Here is a 23305-nt window from a genome sequence, read left to right on the forward strand (position 1 = left end):
CGCGGAGTTGGTCAAGAGCGTGTTGTAGTGTAGGATCATCCCATGACACGGTTTTTGGCGATGCTGGTACTCTTGGCCACGCCTGCTTGGGCGGATGGCGTGATAAATGGTGTACCTGTGGATTGCTACTGCACCGACAAACAGGGCCAACGTGTCGAAGTGGGGGAAATGATCTGCCTTCAGGTGGATGGGCGCATGTTCATGGCGCAATGCCAGATGTCGCTCAATGTGCCCATGTGGCGCGAAATCTCTCCGGGCTGTTTGAGTTCAAGACTGTCTGCGCCCGCGCGAACTGGGCCCTTACAAAGCTTCGATCCAAGCATCCACACGAGCGGCATTGACGCCAAAGTCCTTTAGGCCAAACCGCGACCGTCCGAATACTTTAAGCAGCTCTCCATCCTGAATCGCGGTGGTGTAATCCGGGTATCCCATCACTTTCGTGCGGGTGATGAAGGTGACCATGCCCTCTTCAACAGATCCGGCCAGCACGCTGGTATTTGGTGTTTGGATGGCGATCTCTGCAAATTTGGCCAGCCCATCACTGCCCGTCACCACCATCCGGCGGACGCTGTTTTCAGAGTTACTGTCGTGGTTGATCTGGACATCGCGGTGCCATTTGGCCGGATCGCTTGGCGCCAGTCTCACATAGGCCAAGCCAGCTGCTAGGAATACAATCAGTCCAACTACGATCGCCATTTTTGCCCTCATATTCACAATATCCAGTGGTGAAGAATCATGAACAGTATACCCCACGGCACTACGGAGCGGACGCCGTATCTGGCCGCAGGGTGGACAAACTCTTGCTGTTTCAGGTGGTTCCGTTGCGGCAGTTGCGACGGTTCCAGCCCCAAAGACAGATCAATTCAAGGGCCACATGCGCACCTGCAACAGCTGTGGCCCCGGTTGTGTCAAAGGGCGGGGAAACCTCGACAACATCGCCACCGACCATATTGATGCCAGCAATGTCACGTAAAATGATGCTGGCCTGCCCACTGGAAAGCCCGCCCCAGACTGGCGTACCTGTGCCGGGCGCAAAAGCTGGATCAAGCCCGTCAATGTCGAAGGTCAGATAGGTCGGGTGATCCCCGAGAATGCCTTTGATCTTTTCCGCGACAGCCACGGGGCCGTTCACATGCACCTCCCGTGCATCAATAATATTAAAGCCCAGCGTGTCGGGATTTTCCGTGCGGATGCCCACCTGAACCGAACGCGATGGATCGACCAGACCGTCTTTGACAGCTTTGTAAAGCATGGTGCCGTGGTCGATGCGTTTGGGTTCATCATCCGCCCAAGTGTCGGTATGAGCGTCAAACTGCAAAAGACTCATCGGCCCGTATTTCTCGGCATAGGCTTTCAGGATGGGGTAGGTGATGTAGTGATCGCCCCCCAAAGCAATGCTGGCCGTGCCGCTGTCGAGGATGGTGCGAATGTGGTTGGTCAGTGTTTCCGGAAATTCCATCACGCGGGCGTAGTCAAAGGCCAGATCGCCATAGTCCACAATGCTGAGTTCGGTCATGGGATCATAGCCCCAGCCATAGGGCGGATCAAAAGCCTGAATGGCGCTGGCTTCACGGATCGCACGGGGGCCAAGCCGGGTGCCCGGGCGATTGGTCACGGCCATGTCAAAAGGCACGCCAGTGACGGCGATATCCACGCCACTGAGATCTTTGCTGTAGCGCCGTCGCAGGAAGGAAGTTGCCCCGCCAAAGGTGTTTTCAAAGCTCAGCCCGCGCCGCTTGTCGCGGGTGAAAGCATTGTCGACCTGGGTTTTGGCATCTTCGAGCGCCATGGGATGTCCTCATTTTCAAAATTTGATCAAATTTCGCAAATGGGACAAAAAGGTCAAGCCCAAAGAGTTCCGATGCTCCTTTGAGCGACCTATTTGTTGGGGATAAAGGTCCTTTACAGGGCGCTTTCTGTGCAGAGCGCCCTGTGGTGTTCCGGTCACTGGTGTTTGCTCAACGTGGCTGTGCTGTTTCTACCAGTTTGGCAAAAAACGACGCGCCGATGGGGGAAATCTCATCGTTGTAGTCAAAGGCAGGGTGGTGCAGGCCAGCGCCGTCCCCTGCGCCGAGGAACAGATAGCTGCCCGGACGGGCCTCCAGCATATAGGAGAAATCTTCCGCACCCATTTCCATGGGCTGGTTGGCATCGACATTTTCCGCACCTGCAATGGCGCGCGCCACATCAGCGGCAAAGGCTGTCTGATCAGGGTGGTTGACCGTTGCTGGATAATCAATTTCCAGATCGAGCTCCGCTGTCAGCCCATAAGCGGCGGCTGTGCCTTGGGTGATTTCGTCCAGACGGCGGTGGATCATCGCCTGCACGTCTTTATCAAACGTGCGGATGGTGCCGTTGATGAAGCCGTCATCCGCGATCACATTGTTTGTGCTGCCCACGTGGATCTGGGTGACAGACACCACGGCTTCGTCGCGGGTGTCATGGTTGCGGCTGACAATGGTCTGGATGGCGTTAACCATGGCCACAGCCGCCACAACCGGATCGATGGTTTCCTGGGGGTAAGCGCCATGCCCGCCTTTGCCCTGAAGGCGAATGGTGAACGTGTCCACCGAGGCCATGATTGGGCCGGGGCGGGTGTGAAAGCTGCCAACCGGCACGCCGGGCACGTTGTGCAAGGCATATACCTCTTTCACATCAAAACGGTCCATCGCGCCTTCTTGGACCATGATGTTGCCGCCGCCGCCATCTTCTTCGGCAGGTTGGAAGATCAACGCCACCCGGCCAGAGAAATTGCGGGTCTCCGCCAAATATTTTGCGGCCCCCAAGAGCATGGTGGTGTGCCCATCATGGCCGCAGGCGTGCATCTTGCCATCGACAGTGCTGGCGTGATCCAATCCGGTGATTTCCTGCATCGGCAGCGCATCCATATCGGCGCGCAGGCCAATGGTGGGGCCGTCGCCTTGGCCGTTGATGAGGGCAACGATGCCCGTCTTGGCGATGCCTTCATGGATTTCATCCACGCCAAATTCTTTCAGCCGCTCAACCACGAAGGCGGCAGTTTCAAAGCAATCAAATGCCAGTTCTGGATGCGCGTGCAGGTGCCGGCGCCATGTTTTCATCTCTTCTGCGTAGTCTGCAATGCGATTTACAATCGGCATGACTGGACTCCCCTCACTCATTTCGCTCAGATGCCGTCAAACCAAAGACTGGAGCGCAGCGCAATGGCCGAAGATCCCCTTATCCTGAACCCGAATGGCGGTATGCCGCGTCTGCTTGAGATCATGCGCCGTCTGCGCGATCCGGAAAGCGGCTGTCCTTGGGACATCGAGCAGGATTTTGGCACCATTGCGCCTTACACCATTGAGGAAGCCTATGAAGTTGCCGACGCGATTGAGCAGGAAGCCTGGGGTGAGTTGAAAGGGGAACTGGGGGATTTGTTGTTTCAGACGGTGTTTCATGCGCAGATGGCGCAGGAAAAGGGGCTGTTCACCTTTGATGAGATTGCCGACACCATGTCTGACAAGATGGTTGCGCGCCATCCGCATGTCTTTGGCGATGAAGATCGGGAGAAATCCGCCGAGCAGCAGGTCCGGGATTGGGAAACCGTCAAGGCTGCGGAACGGGCAGGGAAGGCACAGGGCGGCACGCTGGATGGGGTGGCGCTGGGCCTGCCAGCCTTGCTGCGGGCGGTGAAGTTGCAGAAACGGGCGGCACGGGTCGGCTTTGACTGGCCCGATGTGTCTCATGTGCTCGACAAGATTGTTGAAGAGGCCGGGGAACTGGTGGAGGCGCGTGAGACCTTGACGCAGGCAGAGGTCGAAGAAGAGTTTGGTGACATGCTCTTCGTGATGGCCAACCTTGCGCGGCATTTGAATGTGGAGCCTGAGGCCGCATTGAGGGCGGCAAACGCCAAGTTTGTCCGGCGTTTTGAAGGGGTGGAGGCCAAGCTTAAAGCAAGGGGGAAGACCCCGCAGGAAAGTGATCTTGCCGAGATGGACGCGCTTTGGGACGCTGTGAAAGCAGAGGAGAAAGTGCGCCGTTCCTAGGCATCTTTGCGGGGCGCTGTTGGCGAAGAGCGTTTGGGCACTGTGTGCCACAAACGCGTGGCGCGACGTTTGAAAAACCGCCCAATTTCTCTGAAAGGACGGAAGTAGATCGTGCCAAGATCGGCCTCATAATCCGCATCCCGTCCCTCTAATCCAAAGGTCAGATCCTTTTCACGCTCAGAGAGGTGCAGCGAGCCAAACAGCCAATCCCAGACCGCGAGGGCTGCGCCAAAGTTTTTGTCATGATGTTCTTCGGCAACGGAATGGTGCAATTGATGTTGCGCGGGTGAGATCAGAATGCGCTCCAGCCATGGCCAGTAGTGAATATCCACATGGCTGTGACGTAGATTGGATCCGGTCACATGGAATGCGAAGACCAGCACATTGACCCCCACCACGGTGTAAAGATCCACGGTATTACCAAAGAGAAAGATAAACAGACCAATCGTGCTGCCCTGTGCCACGGCTCCGCGCGCCCCGTAGAGCACACCTTCAAGTGGATGCACACGGTAGACGGTGATGGGCGTCATGGTCGTTGCAGAGTGATGTACCTTGTGCAGCGACCAAAGCGCAGGCCAGCGGTGCATCCAGCGGTGCAAAAGGTATTTGGTGAAATCATCCACCACAAACATGGTCAGTGAAAACAATGCCACAACCAGAGTCTTTGGAGTGCCGCCCAAGGCACCAGACCGCACCCAGTCCTGATCGTGAAGCAGGTAGAACATACCCGTCGCAATGCCGACCTGCGTAAGCAACAGCGGCGAAATAAATCCGCTGAACAGGCGGTTGAGCACAAAAATCTTGTAGTCGGCTTTGGCAGAGTTTGAAAAAAAGATGCGCTTGTCAAAGAGGCGACGCAAAGAGCTGCGGCCGGTTGTGTCCGGTGTTTTGCGCCCTACCCACCAGATCCAGACAAAGGCGATGATCAGCGACAGGAAGAGATAGCCCACAAACACCCGTTTGCGCGGATCTGCAAAATCCTGAACGATCCAGATCAGATTGTCCCAAACGTCCATGTCCATACCTCCTGCCTGTAGGTGTTTTCGAACAAAAAGGGCGCCCATGTACAGGGCGCCCTAACGTCTTGCCCAAGTGGCGAAGATTAGTCGGTTTCGGCGTTGCTGTCAGAAGACAATTTGCCTGCCAGAGTTTCCAGATCTGCGGTGGCATCATTGGTCAGGGAGGCCAGACCAAAGGTGTCTTTCAGCAGCTTCTGTGCCTGCAGCATCTGCAGCTGGTAGTCGCTCCAGGTGGCGCGGCGCTCACGCAGGAAGTTGCCATCCGCGTCGATGCCGGTCACATAGGTGTTGTCCAAAGTGACAGGGCCGTAGCCGATCAGCTTGTTAAGCTCGGTTGCGGTGCCGCCGAGGTTGTTTTTGCCGGTCTGCAGCGCCATGGCGAAGCCTTTCAGCTCACCCCAGTGCTTCACGTAGTTGCGGTAGGCTTTGGCCAGCTCTTCGCCTTCCAGGGAACCCATTTTGGCGATGTCTTTGTAGACCGAACCCGCATATTTGAAGGTTGCTTCCGCCAGCACTTTTTCCCAGTTGCTCTCGATGACTTCAGCGTAAGCTTTCAGCTCGCTGCGCTGTGCATCTGTCAGAGCTTCGCCTTTGGCGTCTGCGATCAGTTGACGACCGTCAATGAAGGCCTGCATGATGGTGTGCATGTAGTTGGTGGACTGTGTGCCACCTTTGTCTGCGCCCGCAGCGTAGTAAGCCGGGCCAAACACATGTTCGGATTTCAGGTCCACCACACCGTCGCCGTCCGCGTCAGCTGCAGCCAGATCTTTGCCTTTGGCAATGCCGTAAGCCTGCTTTGGGGTCAGGCTCATGGTGTGTGCCGGGCCGCCCCAGTAGCCGAAAGCTTCATCCCAGGAATGCTCTTTGCCGGTGTAATACGCGCCGTCTTTGTAAGGCTTGTCGTTTGGCTTATTGTCCGCTTCAAGCTTTTCGTCGAGATAGTTGTCGACGGCTTGGTTATACATCATGGCGCCCATGGTGTACTTGGAGATGATCTGACCCCAGTCATAACCGTTTTCTGCGTCAAAGCCGCCGTTGGATTGTGCAGCGTGTTTGATCATGTGCAGCACGGCCTCTTGGCCGGAGACATTGCCAGGCCACGCAGGCATTGCGCCATTGTAGAACTTGCCGGAGATGTTTTTGCCTTTGGAGATTTCGTTCACGGTGGATTGCTTTACCGGGAAGCCGTCCTTGGAGGTAGGTGCCAGAATGGCGAGGTCTTCGTCAGAACCGTTGAAATAGGCCAGCAGCATGGCTTCAACCTCTGCAGCGTTTGCGCCGCCGTCACCTTTGGCCGCGGCCTTCTTCAGGCTGTCATGCAGCGCGTGGCGCGCGATCTGGCCGGTGTAGGAGACAGAGTTTGTCTTGTCGCCTTCGTAACCTTTCACGGTTACGGGGAAGGGGCCATAGGTGTCAGCTGCGGTGGCGGCGGTTGCAATAAACGCACCTGCGACGAGGCTGGTTGTGAGTTTCAAAAGTGTTTTGGACATGAACTGTCTCCCGTCTCCGAACTTGAGTGTTACACTCAACTTTTATCCTGATTGTTTCACTCAATGAATGGCGGTAGTAAGTCAAGTGATTTTGTCGGAAATTTTATATTCGCAAATCCGCGAGGTTGCACGGTTTCGATCAATAAAAGTTAACAATAACAGAGCCCTTATTCTGAGGGGCGCAGGCGTTTAGAGATGCGACAAGATAGATCAGTTGACCCGACAATTCCTCTCAGGTTTAAGCGCCATAAGGATTTTGAAACGTGGAGATGTGAAATGCGTTCCTTGAAGACCTTTGCCATGGCAGCCGCGCTTGGCGGTGTTGCGGTTCCGGCGCTGGCTGAAGAAGTCAATGTGTACTCCTATCGTCAGCCTGAGTTGATCAAACCATTGACGGATGCCTTCACTGAAGAGACGGGAATTAAGGTCAATGTGGCCTACCTCAAAAAAGGCATGGTTGAGCGTCTGGTGGCCGAGGGCGATCGTTCCCCTGCGGATCTGGTGCTGACGGTGGATATTTCTCGTCTTAATGCGGTGGTTGATGCGGGTGTGACACAGCCAGTGGTGAGCGATGTGATTGCCGCCAATGTACCCGAAACCTATCGCGATCCTGAAGGCCACTGGTTTGGTCTGACCACCCGTGCGCGCATCATCTATGCCTCTAAAGACCGTGTGGCGGACGGCGAGGTGACCACCTATGAAGATCTCGCAGACCCCAAATGGGAAGGTCGCATATGTACCCGTTCTGGCACTCATGCCTACAACGTGGCGCTGACTTCTGCCGTTATTGAACATCATGGTGCGGAAGGGGCCAAAACATGGCTGGAAGGTGTGAAGTCAAATCTGGCGCGTAAACCTCAGGGCAATGACCGCGCGCAGGTGAAAGCGATCTGGGCCGGGGAATGCGACATCGCTGTGGGCAACACCTATTACATGGGTAAAATGCTCAAAGACAAAGAGCAGCAGGCCTGGGCGGATAGCGTGAACATTGTGTTCCCAACCTTCGAGGGCGCTGGCACACATGTGAACATCTCTGGTATCGCGCTCACCAAGGCGGCGCCTAACAAAGAGAACGCCATCAAAATGATGGAGTTCCTCACCGGTTCCAAGGCGCAGGAAGTCTATGCCTCTGCCAATTTCGAATATCCGATTGCGCCGGGCATGGAAGCTGATCCACTGGTGCAGAGCTGGGGCGCGTTCACGCCGGATGACGTGAACCTGATGACCCTCGCCGGTCACCGCTCCGAAGCACTGAAGTTGATCGAAGAAGTTGATTTTGACGGCTGATACAGCTTGTAATAAAGACAAAAAGGCGGCCCCTGTAGCCGCCTTTTTTATCTTCAAATCCTCTGCAAACACGGAGCGTGGTTCGGGGGATTGAGTGGTTAGGTTGGCCCGATCAGCGGGCCGCGAGTGCAAGCAGGCTGCGGCGTAAATCCTCCGTGCCCGTCTCCCCAAGCGTTTCGCTAATCTCTGTTTCAATCAGGCGAATTTGTTCCGCTGCGAGTGTGCGCCAGCGCTGACCTTTGTCTGTGATGGAGACGATCTTGTCGCGTTTGCTATTGGGATCTGCATCGAGGGAAACCATGTCATGGCGGATCAGGCGCTCCACCGCCTGCTGCGCGGCCTGGCGTGAGAACCCCATTTCTCGATGGATTTCTGAAAGCCGCACGGTGCGCCCGCGCAATTGCGCAAAGAGGCGCATGTCCGCAGGGCGCACATCGGCAAATTCCGTATTGGCGCGAGCCGCATCCATTTGCCCGTTCCAGCGGGCAATCAATGTCATCATTATGCCTTTGATATTTTGCCCCAGAAAGGCCTCGTCTTTTTTATCAATCATGGTTGACAAATTATTCCTGGTTCCGATTTATCAATCATAGTTGATAATTTATGGAGAGTGCAATGAATCGCAGAAGCTTTCTTAAGTCCGCAGGGGCCAGTGCGTTGTTTGCAGGAGGGAGGCTTGCAGGCGCGAGAGCTGCGTTTGCGCAGACCGCGCCGCGCCCTTTGCCACTCATTCCAATGAAGGATCTGACAGGCGGCATCAACGAGCGGATCCCTCTGCATCTTAAGGTTGGTCGGCATGATTTTGGCAATGGCGTGTTGAGCGATACGTTTGGGATCAATCAAGAATATCTCGGCCCGGTTCTCAGGGTCAAACAGGGGCAAACGCTGCCCTTTGATGTGCGCAATGACATTGGCGACACATCCACCTTGCACTGGCACGGCCTGCATATTCCCGGTGATGTAGATGGTGGCCCGCATCAGGAGATTGAGCAGGGCCAGGTCTGGTCGCCGGATGTGCCTATTGTGCAGCACGCTTCTATGAATTGGTTCCACTCCCATATGCACGGCAAGACTGCGCGTCAGACATATACGGGGCTGGCCGGGGTGCTTCTGGTGGAAGATGACGCCAGCCTCTCGGCCGATCTGCCCAAAACATATGGCGTGGATGATTTCACGCTGGTGTTGCAGGATAAGATGTTCGGCGGTGATGGTAAAATGGCCTACGAGCTTTCAGGCGAAGTATTTGAAGATGGTTTTGAGGCGGATACGCTTGTCATCAATGGTGCCATTGCCCCTGTGGCGCAGGAGGTGCCGAGCGGGCTGATCCGGCTGCGCATTCTCAATGCCTGCAATGCTCGGTTCCTGACGCTGTCCATGGCGACGGGGCCCGTCACGGTGATCGCATCAGATGGCGGTTTTCTTTCGGCTCCCGTGGAAACTGCTGAGATCGTGATGTCTCCGGGCGAACGATATGAGATTTTGGTGGACATGCGACAGGCAGAGAGCAATGCGCTGAACGTTGCCTATGATGAGGGGGGATTGGGTTTTCTGGTCAATCTGTTCGGCGGGTCCCAGACTCTTACGGCGCTCATCTTGCAGCGCTCATCGCGGAAAGGTTTCACCGGGAGTATGCCAAAGCAGTTGGCGAATCTCGCGCCGCCGCGCCCCTATGATGCCACTGTGACACGCTCCTTTGAATTGCAGATGGATGTTGGCGCCGATCTTGCTGCGCTGGCATTGGCGTGGGACAACTTCTGTGGCAATGCCGGTGCCATGGCGATCAATGGTCTGCCCATGCAAATGGATCGCATCGACGAAGAGGTGCGCAAGGGCGATACGGAAATCTGGCGCATTTCTGTGGATGACCAATTGCATCCGTTTCATATTCACGGCTGCTCCTTCCGCATCCTCACACAGAATGGCGCCCCGGCACCGGCCTATGCGCAGGGCTGGAAAGACATGGTGCATGTCGAGGAGGGCTGGTCAGAGGTCTTGGTGCGGTTTGATCATACTGCCCCTGCGGATGCGCCCTATATGTATCACTGTCATATTTTGGAACATGAGGATTGTGGCATGATGGGACAGTTCACGGTGACCTGAGATCTGCGGATCTCACGGGTTTAAGGCGGCCGCTCTGGTACGGTGCCTTATCCCAGCCGCGCGCGCAGCACCCGCAGCATGTTTTGCCCCATGACTTTGCGAATCTGCGCCTCGCTTAGGCCCGCATCCATCAAGGCTTGCGTGAGGGCGGCCAGCTCTGAGGTATCAAAGGCCGTGGGGACAGAACCATCAAAATCCGACCCCAGCGACACGTGGTCTTCCCCGAGAAGATCCACTGCCGCCTTCACCGTTTTGGCAACACCTGCCGGGCTGTCATCGCATGTCACATCCGCCCAATATCCGATGCCCACAACGCCCCCGGACGCCACGATGTCCTGCATTAGAGCATCCTCATAGTTTCGTTTCACCGGGCAGTTGCCATAAATTCCCGTGTGGCTCACGATCAGCGGCATGTCGGTCATCTCTATGACCTCCCGCGCCACGCGGGGGCTGGAATGGGCCAGATCAAGCACCAGATTACGCGCTTCTATGGCCTGTACCACCTCGCGGCCAAAAGGCGTCAGCCCTTTGTTGCCAATCCCATGCAGCGAGCCGCCCAACGCGTTGTCAAAGAAATGCTGCAACCCGATGACGCGGTAACCGGCATCTTGAAGGTGTTGCAGGTTTTCGAGCTTGCCTTCCAGCGGATGTGCACCTTCTATACCGAGCATGCCCGCGGTCACATTCTGCCCTGCGGCGCGATCCGTCAGGACCTGATCCAGCTCCGCAGCGGAGCGCACGATGCGCAATGCGCCCTCTGAGTCGGCTTCGGCTTTATGCAGACGTTCAGACTGATAGATCGCACGTTCAAAAATCGATCCCCATGTGCGGCTGGGCCAGAGTTGGCCAACCGCCAGCAGGGTGATGTTGTCGCGCGCATCGGCGGCGTTTTCGTCATAGTTTTGTCCAGTAGGCGATTTGGTTACGGCTGTGAAGACCTGGAGGGCCACATTGCCTTCCTGCAGACGTGGCAGGTCCACCTGCCCACGCTCGGCGCGTTTCAGGGGATCACGTTTCCACAGCAATGTATCTGCATGCCAGTCCCCGATGATCAGGTCCTCATGCAACGCCTGCGCGGCCGCGCTGACCGGGTAGGGCGCATGGTCGGCCACCGCGTTGCGGGATTTCTCCACATATCCGGGGGCGACAATCAAAAACAGGGCGACCGCCACCAAAGAGAGCAGCAAGAGCCGCCCCAGCCATTTCCCAAAAACGCGCATTCTCTCTCCCCCGCATGCCTGTATGTTGAGCACAGCCTAGAAGCGGCGCAGTGTTTCACAAAGGGTGACGTTGGGGGACTTGGCTGACGTTACGGGAAGAGACCTGACTCACTCCATCCGAACGCAGTTGATGGGGGCCCCACCGGGGCTGATCACCATGTAGTTTTCTGATGTGAACTGGACCTTGGCCGTGCCCTCGGCCCCTTCCAAAAGGCTCATGCGCAGTCGTTCGGCATGGTCCGATTTGCGGGCGTCTTTCCCATTAATGGTGAAGGCATTGATGCTGGCGCCTACTGCTGTGTCGCTAAGTGTGCCCGCCTCAAAGACATAATCAGAGCGATAGCGTGCCTGTGCAAACACCTCCTGATCCACCCCAAGAAAGGTGATGTTCACCAAAGCGTTCAGGCGGCCATTGGCATCAAAGGTCACATTGGAAAGCGCGGTGCTTTGCGCCGTATCACGCGCGCAGGTCCAGGTGCCAATCAGCGATTGCGCGGCGCTGGCGGAAGCGGTGGCGCAGATCAGAGCGCAGGCGGTTATTGCGGCTTTCATGGATGTAACGTCTCCTGTGATGATACCCAAAAGTACTTGAAACGATGCTTCGTCACATCCAAGGGTAGTATAGAGTGATGCGCGCTTCAACGTGGCTCTGCGATTGTTTGTAGACTGTGATGGCGCTGTCGCAGGAAGGGATCGCTATGGCCGAAATGCTGATCATTTATCATTCGCGCACCGGGGGCAGTCGCCAAATGGCACAGGCGGCGTTTGACGGCGCTCAGCAAGAAGGGCAGGCTCGGCTGTTGCGCGCTGAGGAAGCGCTTGCAGACGATCTCTTGTCGGCGCAGGGCTACCTCTTTGTGGCACCTGAAAATCTCGCCAGCCTCTCTGGTGCGATGAAAGAGTTTTTTGATCGGTGCTACTACCCGGTTTTGGGGCAACTTGAGGGGCGCGCCTATGCCCAGATGATCTGTGCAGGCTCTGATGGGCAGGGGGCGGCACGGCAAGTGGCGCGTATTGCCACTGGCTGGCGTCTGAAAGAGGTGCAACCACCGTTGATCATCTGCACAAATGCGCAAACCGCCGAAGAGATTATGGCCCCAAAGACGCTATCTAACAACGACTTGCAGCAGTGTTTTGATCTGGGGGCTGCCTTGGCCGCAGGCCTTGCGATGGGCGTGTTTTAGCCAGTTTTACAGCCCGTAGGACTCCCGCATCAGGGTGCCGATGTACTCCGCAGCACTGATCGGCGCATAGCGCGCTGGACGTTCGGGGGACTGACAGTTGTCTAACACGCCAAGCTCCCACAGTGGATTGGTGCTGGCAAAAAAGGGCAGGGAGTAGCGCTCCAACCCAGTGCGATTGACCACGCGGTGAAAAGTGGAGCGATAAAGATCGTTGGTCCAGCGCTGCAACAGATCCCCCACATTCACCACAAATCCCTCTGGCATCGGCGGCACGGCAATCCAGTCATCCGCAGCGTTCTGCACCTCTAGCGCTGGTACAGGGCCTGTCGCCACAACCGTGAAAACGTCGTAGTCAGAATGTGCGCCAATCCCCATGATTTTCTCAGGATCATAGACCGGTGTCTGCGGCGGATAATGGGCCAGACGCAACTCGGCAATGGGTTTGGTGACATGGGGAACAAAGAAGTCTTCCGACAGATCCAGAGACAGGGCAAATCCCCGAAACAGCCGCGCGCTCAGGGCGACCATTTCGCGGTGATAGGCCATTACAGGGGCGCGGAAGTCTGGCAGATCTGGCCACTGGTTAGGGCCACAGCCATAGGTGCCTGCCAGCGTATCCGGGTCTTCCGGCCCCAGATCAAGGGCGAGATCAAAATGCTCATGCAAATCGCCGTCATTGTCGGGGTCTGTATTTTCCTCAAGCAGCCCACCATAGCCGCGCAGCAGTGGCGAGTTTTTCACAGAGACTTTGCGCTTCTCCGCATCAGGCAGCGCAAAGAACCGCTTGGCGGCAGTAAAGGCACCGGCCTGCACCTCCATGTCCACACCATGGTCTGTGATCTGAAAGAAACCTACCTGCATGCAGGCATCGCGAATTTCATCCGCGACGGCCTGTTTGGCGCCGGTATCGCTGCCAAACAAGGGCGCGAGGCTGATCACTGGAATGGAGGTGAACGTCTCGGTGATTTCTGCGCGGGCCAGAAGTCGGGAGGCATTGCGGGATTTGATATCAAGCTGTTCGTCCACAGGCGATCTCTTGTTTGGCGTTTGTTGTTGCGCGCACCCTATCTGGATGGCGCATGGGGGCAAGTGGTCTGGCCTATGATCCGTGTGCGTCAGGAGCCCAGATAGGCCGCATCTCTGCTGCAGACGATGTCGCGCCCCTCTGCACGGATTATCAGATCGGTCGCTGTCAGCGTCGTCACCTTTGCTTGGACGTTGTCATCCTTCATCAGGAATTCCTTGAGCATTTTGGCTTCTTCGCCTTTGGAAATATCCTCCCCATCAGCGGTGAAGCTCAGAATGCGCGCGCGGATCGGCCTGTCGGTCAGGGTGCCCTCTTCGGAGAACGTATAGCGGCCTTTGTATTTGGCTCGGGCGCGCACATCGAACTCCGGCACAAAATAGGTGATCCGCATATCTGCGAGCATGATGCCATTCTTTTTGAACTCGATCTTTGACACAGCCTGACCTTCTGTGTCCTTGTCCAGACAATGCCAGGTGCCTAGCAGGCTCTGAGCCGTTGCTGGCAGGGCCAAAGTCAAAGTGGTTGCAGCGGCGAAAGCAGCCAACTTTATCATTACGTCACCTTTGAGAAAAAGCCGGGGATCAGGCCCCGGCTTTTGTCTTTACTCCATCGCTTCCAGCTCGTCGATCATATCTGAGATCATCGATAGGCCTTTGTCCCAAAAGCTGGGATCTGAGGCATCCAGCCCGAAGGGAGCGAGCAGCTCTTTGTGGTGCTTGGATCCGCCCGCTTTGAGCATGTCAAAATACTTGTCCTCAAAGCCTTCGCCGCCTTCAGCATAGACTGCATAAAGCGCGTTCACGAGGCCGTCGCCAAAGGCATAGGCGTAAACATAGAAGGGCGAATGCACGAAGTGCGGGATATAGGCCCAGAAGGTTTCATAGCCTTCCATAAAGTCAAAGGCTTCGCCAAGGCTTTCCGCCTGTACCGACATCCAGAGTGCGTTGATGTCTTCCGGAGTGAGCTCGCTTTCGCGGCGGGCCGCGTGCAGTTTGCATTCAAAATCATAGAAGGCGATCTGGCGCACCACGGTGTTGATCATGTCTTCAACCTTGCCCGCCAGCAGGATTTTGCGCTGCTCCTGGGTTTCTGCCTTGTCCAGCATGGCGCGGAAGGTCAGCATCTCGCCAAAGACAGAGGCAGTTTCTGCAAGCGTCAGGGGCGTGGAAGAAAGCATTTCACCCTGCTCAGCGGCCAACACCTGATGCACGCCATGGCCAAGCTCATGTGCCAATGTCATCACATCGCGCGGTTTGCCCAGATAGTTCAGCATCACATAGGGGTGCACGCTGGTCACGGTGGGATGTGCAAAAGCCCCCGGCGCTTTGCCCGGCTTCACGCCCGCATCAATCCATCCTTTGGTGAAGAACGGCTCTGCAAGTTCGCCCATGCGCGGATCAAAGGCGTTATAGGCATCCATCACAGTTTTCTGCGCGGTGGCCCAATCCACAGTGGAAGGGTCTTCCATCGGCAGGGGCGCGTTGCGGTCCCAGACCTGCATACGGTCCAGACCCAGCCACTTGCGCTTCAGCTCATAATAGCGGTGCGACAGTTTGGGGTAGGCGGCCACAACCGCATCGCGCAGCGCTTCAACCACCTCGGCTTCCACATCGTTGGACAGGTGGCGGCCTGTCTGTGCGCTGGGCATGTTGCGCCAGCGATCCACAACTTCTTTCTCTTTGGCAGCGGTGTTGTGCACGCGGGCGAAGATTTTGATGTTGTCGTTAAACACGCGCGCCAACTCATGGGCGGCGGCCTCACGTTTGCTACGATCCGGGTCTGTCAGGAAGTTCAGCGTGCCTTCGATGTTGTACTCTTCACCGAGCACGTCAAATGTCAGGCCTGCGATGGTTTCATCAAACAGGCGCTCCCATGCGTCGCCCACCACGCCAAGATCATGCAGGAATTTCTCCAACTCATCAGAAAGCTGATGTGGTTTCATTGCACGAATGCGGCGGAAAACTGGCTCATAGCGCGCAAGTTCTTCGTTTTCTGCAAAGGCTGCGGCCAGTTTTGCATCGTCGATGCGGTTCAGTTCGAGTGTGAAAAACACCAGCGGCGTGGAGAAATTGGTGAGTTTCTCCTGCATATTGGCCATGAACTGTGCCCGCTCGGCATCTGTGGTGAGTTGATAGTAGCGCAGACCGGCATAAGACATGATGCGGCCGGAGATTTGCGAGATTTTTTCGTTGCGCTGCACACAGTTCAGCAGGTCAGCCGCAGATAGATCTGCCAGCTTGCCCTCATAATCCGCTGCAAAGGCTGCGCATTCCCCTTCCAGCCACTCCAGATCCGCAATCAGTTCTGGCGCGTCGTCCCCGGCATAGAGATCGCTCAGATCCCATTCAGGCAGATCGCCAAACTCTTGGGAGCCTGCGGCGGCATTGGCATCGCGGACTGGGAAAGGAAGGTTGAGCATCAAAGCCCCCTGTGTTGAGAAAAATCTTGATGCTCAGATAGGCAGAGCAGCGGGGGAGGTTCAAGAGGGGTGCGGGGTTTGAGTGGCAAAGAGCAGTTGTGAGCGGCAAGAAGGGGCCAGCCCCTCTGTCGCAGCAAGCTGCGCCATTCACCCCGGGATATTTAGGGTCAAATTAAGCGGGCAGCGCTTATGTGTGAGAGGCAAAGAACTCTGCGGCAGCATCAAAAACATGACGTCTTGTCTGGGGCACTTCCATCATCACTTCATGCTCCCCATTTGCGATCATGTCGAGCGTCCCGTTGGGCCAGCGTGCCATTCGGTCATGAATGTCCTGCGTGTCGACAATAGCTTCATCGGTGCCCAGAAAGGTAAGGCAAGGGATGTCCGGTGAGGCCTGTGTGCGCAGCTCTCGACATTCTTTGAGGGCGACATTGAGCCAGTGCAGGCTGGGGCCAGCGAGGCTGAGCGCCGGATAGCTGCGCATCTGGCGCTGCATATAGGCATACATGTCAGCATCTTTGGTGAGGTCATTGCCCTCAAAGTTCTGATCCAGAACATATGTGGTTGCGCTCGTGCCAGGTGCCAGCTTTGTGCCAAACCCTAAAGGAATGGACAGCGAGCTGAGCACCCAGGCTGCGGGTCTCAGGGCGGTGGACATGCCGATGCCCCACATTGGCGCGCTAAAGGCCACGGCAGCCACAGGCAAATCGCCCATGAGCGCACGCAAACCGATGCAGCCCCCCATGGAGTGTCCCAGAAGATAGAGCGGTTTGGGCAGATCCAGATCCTGCAGAGCGGCCATAACGGCAGCTACGTCGCGTTGATAATCAGCGAAATTGGTCACATAGCCTGCGTAGTCGGGTTTGACCAAACGATCAGCGAGCCCTTGTCCGCGCCAGTCGATCGCCACCATCGCAAAACCGCGCGCCGCAAAATCCTGCGCCGCACGGCCGTATTTTTCGATGTATTCTGTACGGCCCGGAAAGAGCAGCACAGTGCCTTTTGCAGCCTCTTTGGGCCAGAAAGCGAAACGCAGGCGCACCCCATCATCTGCAGTGATCCAATATGCAGAGGCCTCAGGACCTTCTGCAACGTCGTGATGATACGGTGCGCTCTGCAAGGGCATCAGGACAGCACGCCGCCCAGCTTCATGGCTGCGCCCATGTCACCGTCGATGGTCAGTTTGCCGGACATGAAAGCTGCGGTTGGGTTCAGCTCCCCTTCGAGGATCGCCTGGAAGGTTTCCACATCGGCGGTCATGGTCACATCGGCTTCGTCGTCGCTTGCACGTACGCCGTCGCTGTCGATGATGATGGCGCCTTCACCTTCGATGGCAAATTTCGCAGAGCCGTCAAAACCTGCACCACCCAGTTTTTCAGTCAGGGCAGCCACAGCACCAGTTACGATATCGCTCATATACTTGATCCTTCACTTTGTTGTGCGCATCTTGGGTTTGTTACGCATAAGGTCTACAATGATTTACGTTATGGTCAACTTAAAGCAGCTTCTCAAACTTACCGTTGCGGCATTTGTTCTGACAATGGGGGTTTTTCTACCGTCGGTTGACGGTGGTAGGCTCCACGCGCAGGCGTCCGCCGAGGTCGATCCCCAAGAAAACACTGTAGAATTGTCAAACTCGCAAGATGTGTCTGACATGTTGCAAGCGCTTGCCTCTGCAGAACCTGGTCAGGCTGAACAGCTGGCGCGACAGATTCGCCATATCTGGGATGCGTCCGGGTCGGCGAGTGCGGATTATCTGCTGCGGCGCATCCGCCGCGCCTTTGAGACCGAAGACATGGGAGCTGCGCTGGAGCATGCAACCGCCCTTGTGGACCATGCGCCCGGGTTTGCGCAGGGCTGGGCGGAGCGTGCGCGCGTCTACTATATGCTGGATCTCTATGGGCCTGCTTTGGGGGACTTGGAGCAGGTGCTCGCGCTGAACCCACAGCATTTTGACGCCATTATGGGACTGGCTGTCATGTTGGATGAGATGGGAAAACCTGCGGATGCGTATGAAGCCTATCTACAGGTCAAGGCTATACATCCTCATCAGGCAGGCCTAACAGAAGCCCTGCAACGACTCGAGCCGCAGGCGCGTGGTCAGGAGCTCTGAAGAACGGATAGAACGGACGCAGGCGATCACATGAGCCAGGAACGGCGGATCACGGCGGTGTTGGGGCCCACCAACACGGGCAAGACCCATTACGCAATTGAACGCATGCTGGGCTATCGCACGGGCGTTATTGGCTTGCCTTTGCGGCTTCTGGCACGGGAGGTCTATGACCGCATCGTGGCGGCGCGGGGCCCCTCTGTTGTGGCGCTGGTCACGGGTGAAGAACGCATTGTGCCCCCACGTGCCCAATATTGGGTGGCCACGGTGGAAGCCATGCCCGAGGCGCTGGGTGCCGATTTTGTTGCGATTGATGAGATACAGCTTTGCGCTGATCCAGAGCGCGGTCACGTTTTTACAGACAGGCTGCTGCGCGCCCGAGGTACGCATGAAACGCTCTTTCTTGGCAGTGATACCATGCGTTCCACCATCGCAGAGCTGGTGCCGGATGCGCAGTTCCTGCGCCGGGAGCGCATGTCCACGCTCAGCTATTCCGGCAGTCGTAAGATCAGCCGGATGCAGCCGCGAAGCGCCATTGTCGGCTTTTCGGTTGATAACGTCTATGCCATCGCCGAATTGATCCGCCGCCAGAAAGGCGGCGCAGCCGTGGTGATGGGCGCGCTGAGCCCGCGTACGCGTAATGCACAGGTGGCGCTCTATCAGAATGGCGATGTGGATTATCTGGTGGCCACAGATGCGATTGGCATGGGGCTGAACCTTGATATTGATCACGTTGCCTTTGCCTCTACCACCAAATTTGACGGCCGCCGCATGCGTACGCTTGCGCCCAATGAGCTCGCGCAGATTGCAGGTCGCGCCGGGCGAGGCATGAGCCATGGCACCTTTGGTGTAACAGGAGAGGCACCGCCGCTTGATGATGGCGTGGCGGAAGCCATTATGGAGCACCGATTCACACCTGTGCGCAAGCTCAACTGGCGCAACCCTGCTTTGCAATTTGGCACGGTTGAGGCGTTGATCCGTTCATTGGAGGAGGGCTCTGATGACGAGCTCCTGATCAAGGCGCGTGAAGCGGATGACCTGCGGGCGCTGAAAACACTGGCCGCTGATGCCGAAGCACGCGCGCGCGCCAGCGATGGTGCCTCTGTGCGCCTGCTGTGGGATGTTTGCCGTATTCCCGATTTTCGCGGCATCAGCCACGCAGAACATGCGCAGATGATTGGTCAGATATTTGGCTACCTGCACCAGATTGGCAAAGTGCCCGATGACTGGTTGGCGCGGCAGGTCAAACGTCTTGATCGTACCGAAGGTGACATTGACACATTGTCGAAACGTCTGGCCTTTATCCGGACGTGGACTTATGTCGCACAGCGTAAATCCTGGGTCAGTGACGAAAACCATTGGCGTGAAGAGACGCGCGCGGTAGAAGATCGCCTGTCGGATGCATTACACGAGCGTCTGACACAAAGATTTGTGGATCGGCGCACGTCAGTGTTGTTGCGCCGGCTCAAGCAGAAGGAGGCCCTTTTGGCCGAAGTGAATGATAAAGGTGAGGTGACCGTCGAAGGAGAATTCGTCGGTCGTCTTGAAGGGTTCCGTTTCATCGCGGACAAAGAAGCCAGTGGACAGGAAGCCAAGACGTTGAAGTCGGCAAGCCTGCAAGCGCTTGCGCCGCAGTTCCATCTGCGCGCAGATCGTTTCTACAACGCGCCGGATACGGAAATCGACTTCACCGAACAGGGTGGCCTCATGTGGGGCGAGCATGCCGTCGGTAAGATGGTGCCGGGGGATGATCCGCTCAAGCCAGGCATTTCCGTTTTTGTAGATGACGAAGCCGGGGCCGATGTGGCTCAGAAGGTGCAGCGCCGTTTGCAGCACTTCGTGGATCGCAAAATTGCAGCCCTGTTTGAGCCTCTGCTGAACCTGAGCCGTGATGAAGAGCTGAGCGGTCTGGCCCGTGGCTTTGCCTTCCGTATGGTGGAAGGTCTTGGCATCATCCCACGTGGTGAAGTGGCTGCTGAAGTCAAAGATCTCGATCAAGACGCCCGGGGAGCTCTTCGCAAGCATGGCATTCGCTTTGGTCAGTTCACTATCTTTATGCCGCTGTTGCTGAAACCCGCGCCAACCCGTTTGCGTCTTGTGCTCTGGTCGTTGGCGCAAGGACTGCAGGAATTCCCCGAGGCACCGCCTCCGGGGCTGGTGACGGTGCCCTCCGGTACCAGCTTGCCACGTGGCTACCATGCGATGGCAGGCTACCGGGCCGCAGGCGAACGCGCCATCCGTATCGACATGCTGGAGCGTCTGGCGGATATGCTGCGCGCCGAAGACAGCCGGGGTGGTTTTGAAGCCAAGGCGGATATGCTCTCGATCACCGGCATGACGCTGGAGCAGTTTGCTGACCTGATGCAGGGCTTGGGCTACGCTGCCGAAAAAGGCGAACGTGCCAAAGTGAAAGCCGTGGCCGAAGCCCCAGCCGCAGAAGCAGAAGCTGCTGATGCGCCAGCAGAGGCTGATGCGGCCGCAGGTGAGGCAGCTGCCGAAGCGGAGGCTGCTGAGGTGGCGGACGCGGCGCCAGCAGCAGAAGCCGAGACCGCAGTGGAAGCGCCAGCTGCTGATGCAGGTGACGCAGAGGTGTCTGAAGAGACGCCAGCTGAACCCGAGGTCGAGGTCTACTACACTTTCAAATGGGCCGGTCGTCAGGGTGGCAACCGCAATGCACAGCGTCGAGGTGGCAACCAGAGTGCTCCGGCGGGGCGTCGCAACGATACCAAGGGCGGTGACAAGCCGCGCGGCAAGGGCGGCAAACCTAAGGGCAAAGGCCCACGCCGTGACAATGGTCCAAAACAATTCCAGGCGCGTCCTCCCAAAAAGGAAAAGGCGATCGACCCGGACAACCCCTTTGCCGCAGCGCTTATGGGGCTGAAAGGCAAGGACTAACTGCGTGACGACGCAGCCACATCAAGCGTCAGCCCTCAAATTGCGGGCTGACAAATGGCTCTGGCAGGCGCGGTTTTTCAAAACTCGCAGCCTGTCGGCCAAAGTCATCACCGGCGGGCACCTGCGTGTGAATGGCTCCAAAGTGGCAAAAGCCAGTTACGGTGTAACCGCAGGCGACGTGCTGACCTTTCCTCAGGCAAAAAAAATCCGAGTCGTTAAAGTGCTTGCGCTGGGCGAACGCCGCGGGCCTGCATCGGAAGCCCAAAAATTATACGAAGATTTAACCCCTGAGGAGAAACCTGTTCCAAAAGCGCCCGGCGCGGACGGAAAAGGGCGTCCAACTAAGCGAGATCGTCGCAATCTCGATCTTATGAAAGCTTCCCGGGTTGAAGATTGACAGAGATTTATTTAATCAATCGAATGATCTGACCACAAGTGAGCTGACCCACAATGACCTATGTTGTCACCGACAATTGCATTGCCTGCAAGTACACGGACTGCGTAGAGGTATGCCCGGTAGACTGTTTTTATGAAGGTGAAAACACACTGGTCATCCACCCTGATGAATGTATTGACTGCGGCGTTTGCGAGCCAGAGTGCCCCGCAGATGCGATCCGTCCGGACACGGAGCCGGATATGGAAGAATGGGTGGAATTCAACCGTAAGTACTCCGAAATCTGGCCGGTGATCATCACCAAGAAAGACCCGATGCCAGGTTACGAAGAGCGCGACGGTGAAGAAGGCAAGCTGGAGAAATATTTCTCGGAAGCGCCCGGTGAAGGCGGTTAAACTGCACCGTAGAACCGATTCGATTTTTGCCACGCGGATATGTGGCGAAAATCCTGAAGAAACGCGGTCTAAAGAATTGGAATGTAAGCCAATTTTTCCTTTTTAAGCCGGCGGTGCTTTCAAGGGGGCGTTTTTTATGTTATAGTTTTGTCATAGAGGACATAACTGCCTGAGAGCCATCCCCGCGCAAACGCTGAGGGTGGCTTTTTCTACCAGAGGACATTCCGTTTCGGGAAACAGCCTTTCCCGAGCGAAATTTTTTGTCTGGCATGATGGGGCTCACAAAGGAAGCACTGCATGAGCAAAGCCAAGAAAAACGAGTTCAGCCCAAACGATTTTGTGGTCTATCCGGCCCATGGCGTTGGGCAAATTATCTCTATCGAAGAGCAAGAGGTTGCTGGGATGCAGCTGGAGCTTTTCGTGATCTCGTTTGAGAAAGACAAGATGACCCTGCGGGTGCCCACCAATAAAGCCACTGAGATTGGCATGCGTGGTCTGAGCTCGCCGGATGTGATTGATCAGGCCATGAAAACTCTGAAGGGCAAGGCCAAGGTCAAGCGCGCAATGTGGTCGCGTCGTGCTCAGGAATACGAGCAGAAGATCAACTCTGGCGATCTCATTGCAATCGCAGAAGTGGTTCGTGACCTGCACCGCACCGATGATCAGCGCGAGCAGAGCTATTCTGAGCGTCAGTTGTATGAAGCCGCGCTGGAGCGTCTGACCCGCGAAGTGGCCGCCGTGGCCGGTGGGGACGAAGCAGCCGCCGCCAAGCAGGTGGATGACGTGCTGGTTTCCCGCGCAGCTTAAGGACTGCAAGCGGATCACGCATGAATCCTTTAACAAAGGGATCGCAGGAAACTGCGGTCCCTTTTTTGTGCTTTTATTTGCCGGATCAAATTGTTGCAGGATGTGGAGGCTTGGCGTTTACTGGAGCAAGAGGAGATCCCCATGGCCCATCTCAAAGCAACAGTTGAGGCGCTCTACACGGCGCACAGCCGCGGCGCGGTGCGCTTTCGCTACGCGCTGATCGTCTTTGATTTTGTCACTATCCTCTTTTTCATCGCAACGGCGCATGTGCCCTATGATGCGGCCCTTGTGCTCGCCAGCCGTTTGACCGGGGTAGTGATTGCGCTGGACCTTCTGGCACGCTGGTGGATTGCACAAGATCGGCGCTTCTTTCTGACCCGCATCTACACGCTTGCGGATGTCATCGTGATCGGCTCGCTGTTTGTGGATCCCTGGCTGTCTGGCGATCTGGCGTTTCTGCGGGTACTGCGCGGGCTACGACTGATCCACTCCTACCATCTGCTCTATGATTTGCGCCGTGACAGCCATTGGTTCCGCACACATGAGGATGCGGTGATTGCCACAATCAACCTCTTTGTTTTTGTGATGGTGACCTCGGCCACCTCTTTGGTGTTTTTCATCGACACCACAGCGAGCGCGACGCCCTTTATCGATGCAATGTATTTCACGGTCGCCACGCTCACCACCACAGGATACGGCGACATCACACTGACCACACCTGGTGGCAAGATCTTCTCGATTTGCGTGATGGTGGGGGGCGTTGCGCTGTTTGTGCAATTGGCACAGGCGATCATCCGGCCGCAAAAAGTGCGGCACAAATGTGAGAGTTGCGGCTTGCTGCGCCATGATCCGGACGCCGTACATTGCAAACACTGCGGTACTTTGCTGTGCATTGAAACAGAGGGCGTTTGAGCGCTGCTTTTCTTAAGAAACTGCGATATTCGGCTGCAG

24 protein-coding genes are annotated in these 23305 nt (G+C 56.5%); 11 read left to right on the forward strand and 13 right to left on the reverse strand.

Going from position 1 to position 23305, the window contains the following annotated elements; genetic code table 11:
* The first annotated feature begins 42 nt into the window (after positions 1-42).
* A complete protein-coding gene (locus J7382_RS16240) occupies positions 43-357 on the forward strand; it encodes a hypothetical protein (RefSeq protein WP_247745059.1) in 315 nt (104 codons plus the stop codon).
* Here the strand turns inward: J7382_RS16240 and J7382_RS16245 are convergent.
* The 3 genes from J7382_RS16245 to J7382_RS16255 all read right to left on the reverse strand — a co-directional run bounded on the left by J7382_RS16245 (position 301) and on the right by J7382_RS16255 (position 3119).
* A complete protein-coding gene (locus J7382_RS16245) occupies positions 301-696 on the reverse strand; it encodes a DUF1499 domain-containing protein (RefSeq protein WP_247745060.1) in 396 nt (131 codons plus the stop codon). The genes J7382_RS16240 and J7382_RS16245 overlap by 57 nt on opposite strands.
* A gap of 112 nt (positions 697-808) precedes the next feature.
* A complete protein-coding gene (gene speB / locus J7382_RS16250; RefSeq protein WP_209070057.1) occupies positions 809-1789 on the reverse strand; it encodes an agmatinase in 981 nt (326 codons plus the stop codon).
* Positions 1790-1958: 169 nt separating this feature from the next.
* Positions 1959-3119 (reverse strand): M20 aminoacylase family protein, encoded by a 1161-nt coding sequence (locus J7382_RS16255; RefSeq protein WP_209070058.1) that lies wholly within the window; start codon positions 3117-3119, stop codon positions 1959-1961.
* A 63-nt stretch (positions 3120-3182) separates the two neighbouring features.
* Between J7382_RS16255 and mazG the strand changes: the two genes are divergently transcribed.
* Entirely contained in the window at positions 3183-4007 is an 825-nt protein-coding gene (mazG, locus tag J7382_RS16260) for a nucleoside triphosphate pyrophosphohydrolase (RefSeq protein WP_209070059.1), read from the forward strand.
* Here mazG and J7382_RS16265 read toward each other — a convergent pair.
* Both J7382_RS16265 and J7382_RS16270 read right to left on the reverse strand, forming a co-directional pair.
* A complete protein-coding gene (locus J7382_RS16265) occupies positions 4004-5023 on the reverse strand; it encodes a sterol desaturase family protein (protein WP_209070060.1) in 1020 nt (339 codons plus the stop codon). The two genes, mazG and J7382_RS16265, sit on opposite strands and share 4 nt — an antisense overlap.
* Before the next feature lie 86 nt (positions 5024-5109).
* The gene (locus J7382_RS16270) at positions 5110-6516 is read right to left on the reverse strand and encodes a DUF4856 domain-containing protein (protein WP_209070061.1); all 1407 of its coding nucleotides are present in this window, start codon (positions 6514-6516) and stop codon (positions 5110-5112) included.
* Between the two features lie 276 nt (positions 6517-6792).
* Between J7382_RS16270 and J7382_RS16275 the strand changes: the two genes are divergently transcribed.
* Positions 6793-7803: a Fe(3+) ABC transporter substrate-binding protein gene (locus J7382_RS16275; protein ID WP_209070062.1), complete on the forward strand. Its 1011-nt coding sequence runs from the start codon at positions 6793-6795 to the stop codon at positions 7801-7803.
* Between the two features lie 112 nt (positions 7804-7915).
* Here J7382_RS16275 and J7382_RS16280 read toward each other — a convergent pair whose 3' ends face one another.
* Positions 7916-8356: a winged helix DNA-binding protein gene (locus J7382_RS16280; RefSeq protein ID WP_209070063.1), complete on the reverse strand. Its 441-nt coding sequence runs from the start codon at positions 8354-8356 to the stop codon at positions 7916-7918.
* Positions 8357-8418: 62 nt separating this feature from the next.
* Here J7382_RS16280 and J7382_RS16285 point away from each other — a divergent pair, with 62 nt between their 5' ends.
* Positions 8419-9903: a multicopper oxidase domain-containing protein gene (locus tag J7382_RS16285; RefSeq protein WP_209070064.1), complete on the forward strand. Its 1485-nt coding sequence runs from the start codon at positions 8419-8421 to the stop codon at positions 9901-9903.
* 47 nt (positions 9904-9950) lie between these two features.
* Here the strand turns inward: J7382_RS16285 and J7382_RS16290 are convergent, their stop codons facing one another.
* Positions 9951-11123, reverse strand: a complete 1173-nt coding sequence (locus J7382_RS16290; RefSeq protein WP_209070065.1) for a membrane dipeptidase — start codon at positions 11121-11123, stop codon at positions 9951-9953.
* Between the two features lie 108 nt (positions 11124-11231).
* Positions 11232-11675 (reverse strand): hypothetical protein, encoded by a 444-nt coding sequence (locus J7382_RS16295; RefSeq protein WP_209070066.1) that lies wholly within the window; start codon positions 11673-11675, stop codon positions 11232-11234.
* Positions 11676-11821: 146 nt separating this feature from the next.
* Here J7382_RS16295 and J7382_RS16300 point away from each other — a divergent pair, with 146 nt between their 5' ends.
* Positions 11822-12307 (forward strand): NAD(P)H-dependent oxidoreductase, encoded by a 486-nt coding sequence (locus J7382_RS16300; protein WP_209070109.1) that lies wholly within the window; start codon positions 11822-11824, stop codon positions 12305-12307.
* Between the two features lie 6 nt (positions 12308-12313).
* Here the strand turns inward: J7382_RS16300 and J7382_RS16305 are convergent, their stop codons facing one another.
* The 5 genes from J7382_RS16305 to J7382_RS16325 all read right to left on the reverse strand — a co-directional run bounded on the left by J7382_RS16305 (position 12314) and on the right by J7382_RS16325 (position 17169).
* The gene (locus J7382_RS16305) at positions 12314-13333 is read right to left on the reverse strand and encodes an isopenicillin N synthase family oxygenase (RefSeq protein ID WP_209070067.1); all 1020 of its coding nucleotides are present in this window, start codon (positions 13331-13333) and stop codon (positions 12314-12316) included.
* An 89-nt stretch (positions 13334-13422) separates the two neighbouring features.
* Positions 13423-13887, reverse strand: a complete 465-nt coding sequence (locus J7382_RS16310; protein WP_209070068.1) for a hypothetical protein — start codon at positions 13885-13887, stop codon at positions 13423-13425.
* Between the two features lie 48 nt (positions 13888-13935).
* Positions 13936-15753 (reverse strand): M3 family oligoendopeptidase, encoded by a 1818-nt coding sequence (locus J7382_RS16315; protein ID WP_209070069.1) that lies wholly within the window; start codon positions 15751-15753, stop codon positions 13936-13938.
* 187 nt (positions 15754-15940) lie between these two features.
* A complete protein-coding gene (locus J7382_RS16320) occupies positions 15941-16879 on the reverse strand; it encodes an alpha/beta hydrolase (protein ID WP_209070070.1) in 939 nt (312 codons plus the stop codon).
* Positions 16879-17169, reverse strand: a complete 291-nt coding sequence (locus tag J7382_RS16325) for an SCP2 sterol-binding domain-containing protein (protein WP_209070071.1) — start codon at positions 17167-17169, stop codon at positions 16879-16881. The genes J7382_RS16320 and J7382_RS16325 overlap by 1 nt, the downstream gene beginning before the upstream one ends.
* Before the next feature lie 238 nt (positions 17170-17407).
* Here J7382_RS16325 and J7382_RS16330 point away from each other — a divergent pair, with 238 nt between their 5' ends.
* The 6 genes from J7382_RS16330 to J7382_RS16355 all read left to right on the forward strand — a co-directional run bounded on the left by J7382_RS16330 (position 17408) and on the right by J7382_RS16355 (position 23266).
* Positions 17408-17866 carry a tetratricopeptide repeat protein gene (locus tag J7382_RS16330; RefSeq protein WP_209070072.1) on the forward strand — a complete coding sequence of 153 codons (459 nt, stop codon included), beginning with the start codon at positions 17408-17410 and terminating at the stop codon, positions 17864-17866.
* 30 nt (positions 17867-17896) lie between these two features.
* Positions 17897-20758, forward strand: a complete 2862-nt coding sequence (locus J7382_RS16335; RefSeq protein WP_209070073.1) for a helicase-related protein — start codon at positions 17897-17899, stop codon at positions 20756-20758.
* A gap of 4 nt (positions 20759-20762) precedes the next feature.
* Complete coding sequence (locus tag J7382_RS16340) at positions 20763-21155, forward strand: RNA-binding S4 domain-containing protein (RefSeq protein ID WP_348540044.1); 393 nt, start codon at positions 20763-20765, stop codon at positions 21153-21155.
* A 53-nt stretch (positions 21156-21208) separates the two neighbouring features.
* Positions 21209-21547, forward strand: coding sequence for a ferredoxin FdxA (fdxA, locus tag J7382_RS16345; protein WP_209070074.1), 339 nt, complete (start codon positions 21209-21211; stop codon positions 21545-21547).
* A gap of 297 nt (positions 21548-21844) precedes the next feature.
* Positions 21845-22354, forward strand: coding sequence for a CarD family transcriptional regulator (locus tag J7382_RS16350; protein WP_058240464.1), 510 nt, complete (start codon positions 21845-21847; stop codon positions 22352-22354).
* Positions 22355-22495: 141 nt separating this feature from the next.
* Entirely contained in the window at positions 22496-23266 is a 771-nt protein-coding gene (locus J7382_RS16355; RefSeq protein WP_209070075.1) for a potassium channel family protein, read from the forward strand.
* Positions 23267-23305: the final 39 nt, after the last annotated feature.

It is taken from the genome of Shimia sp. R11_0, assembly GCF_017744035.1.
In the GTDB taxonomy this organism is placed as follows: Bacteria; Pseudomonadota; Alphaproteobacteria; order Rhodobacterales; family Rhodobacteraceae; genus Shimia; species Shimia marina.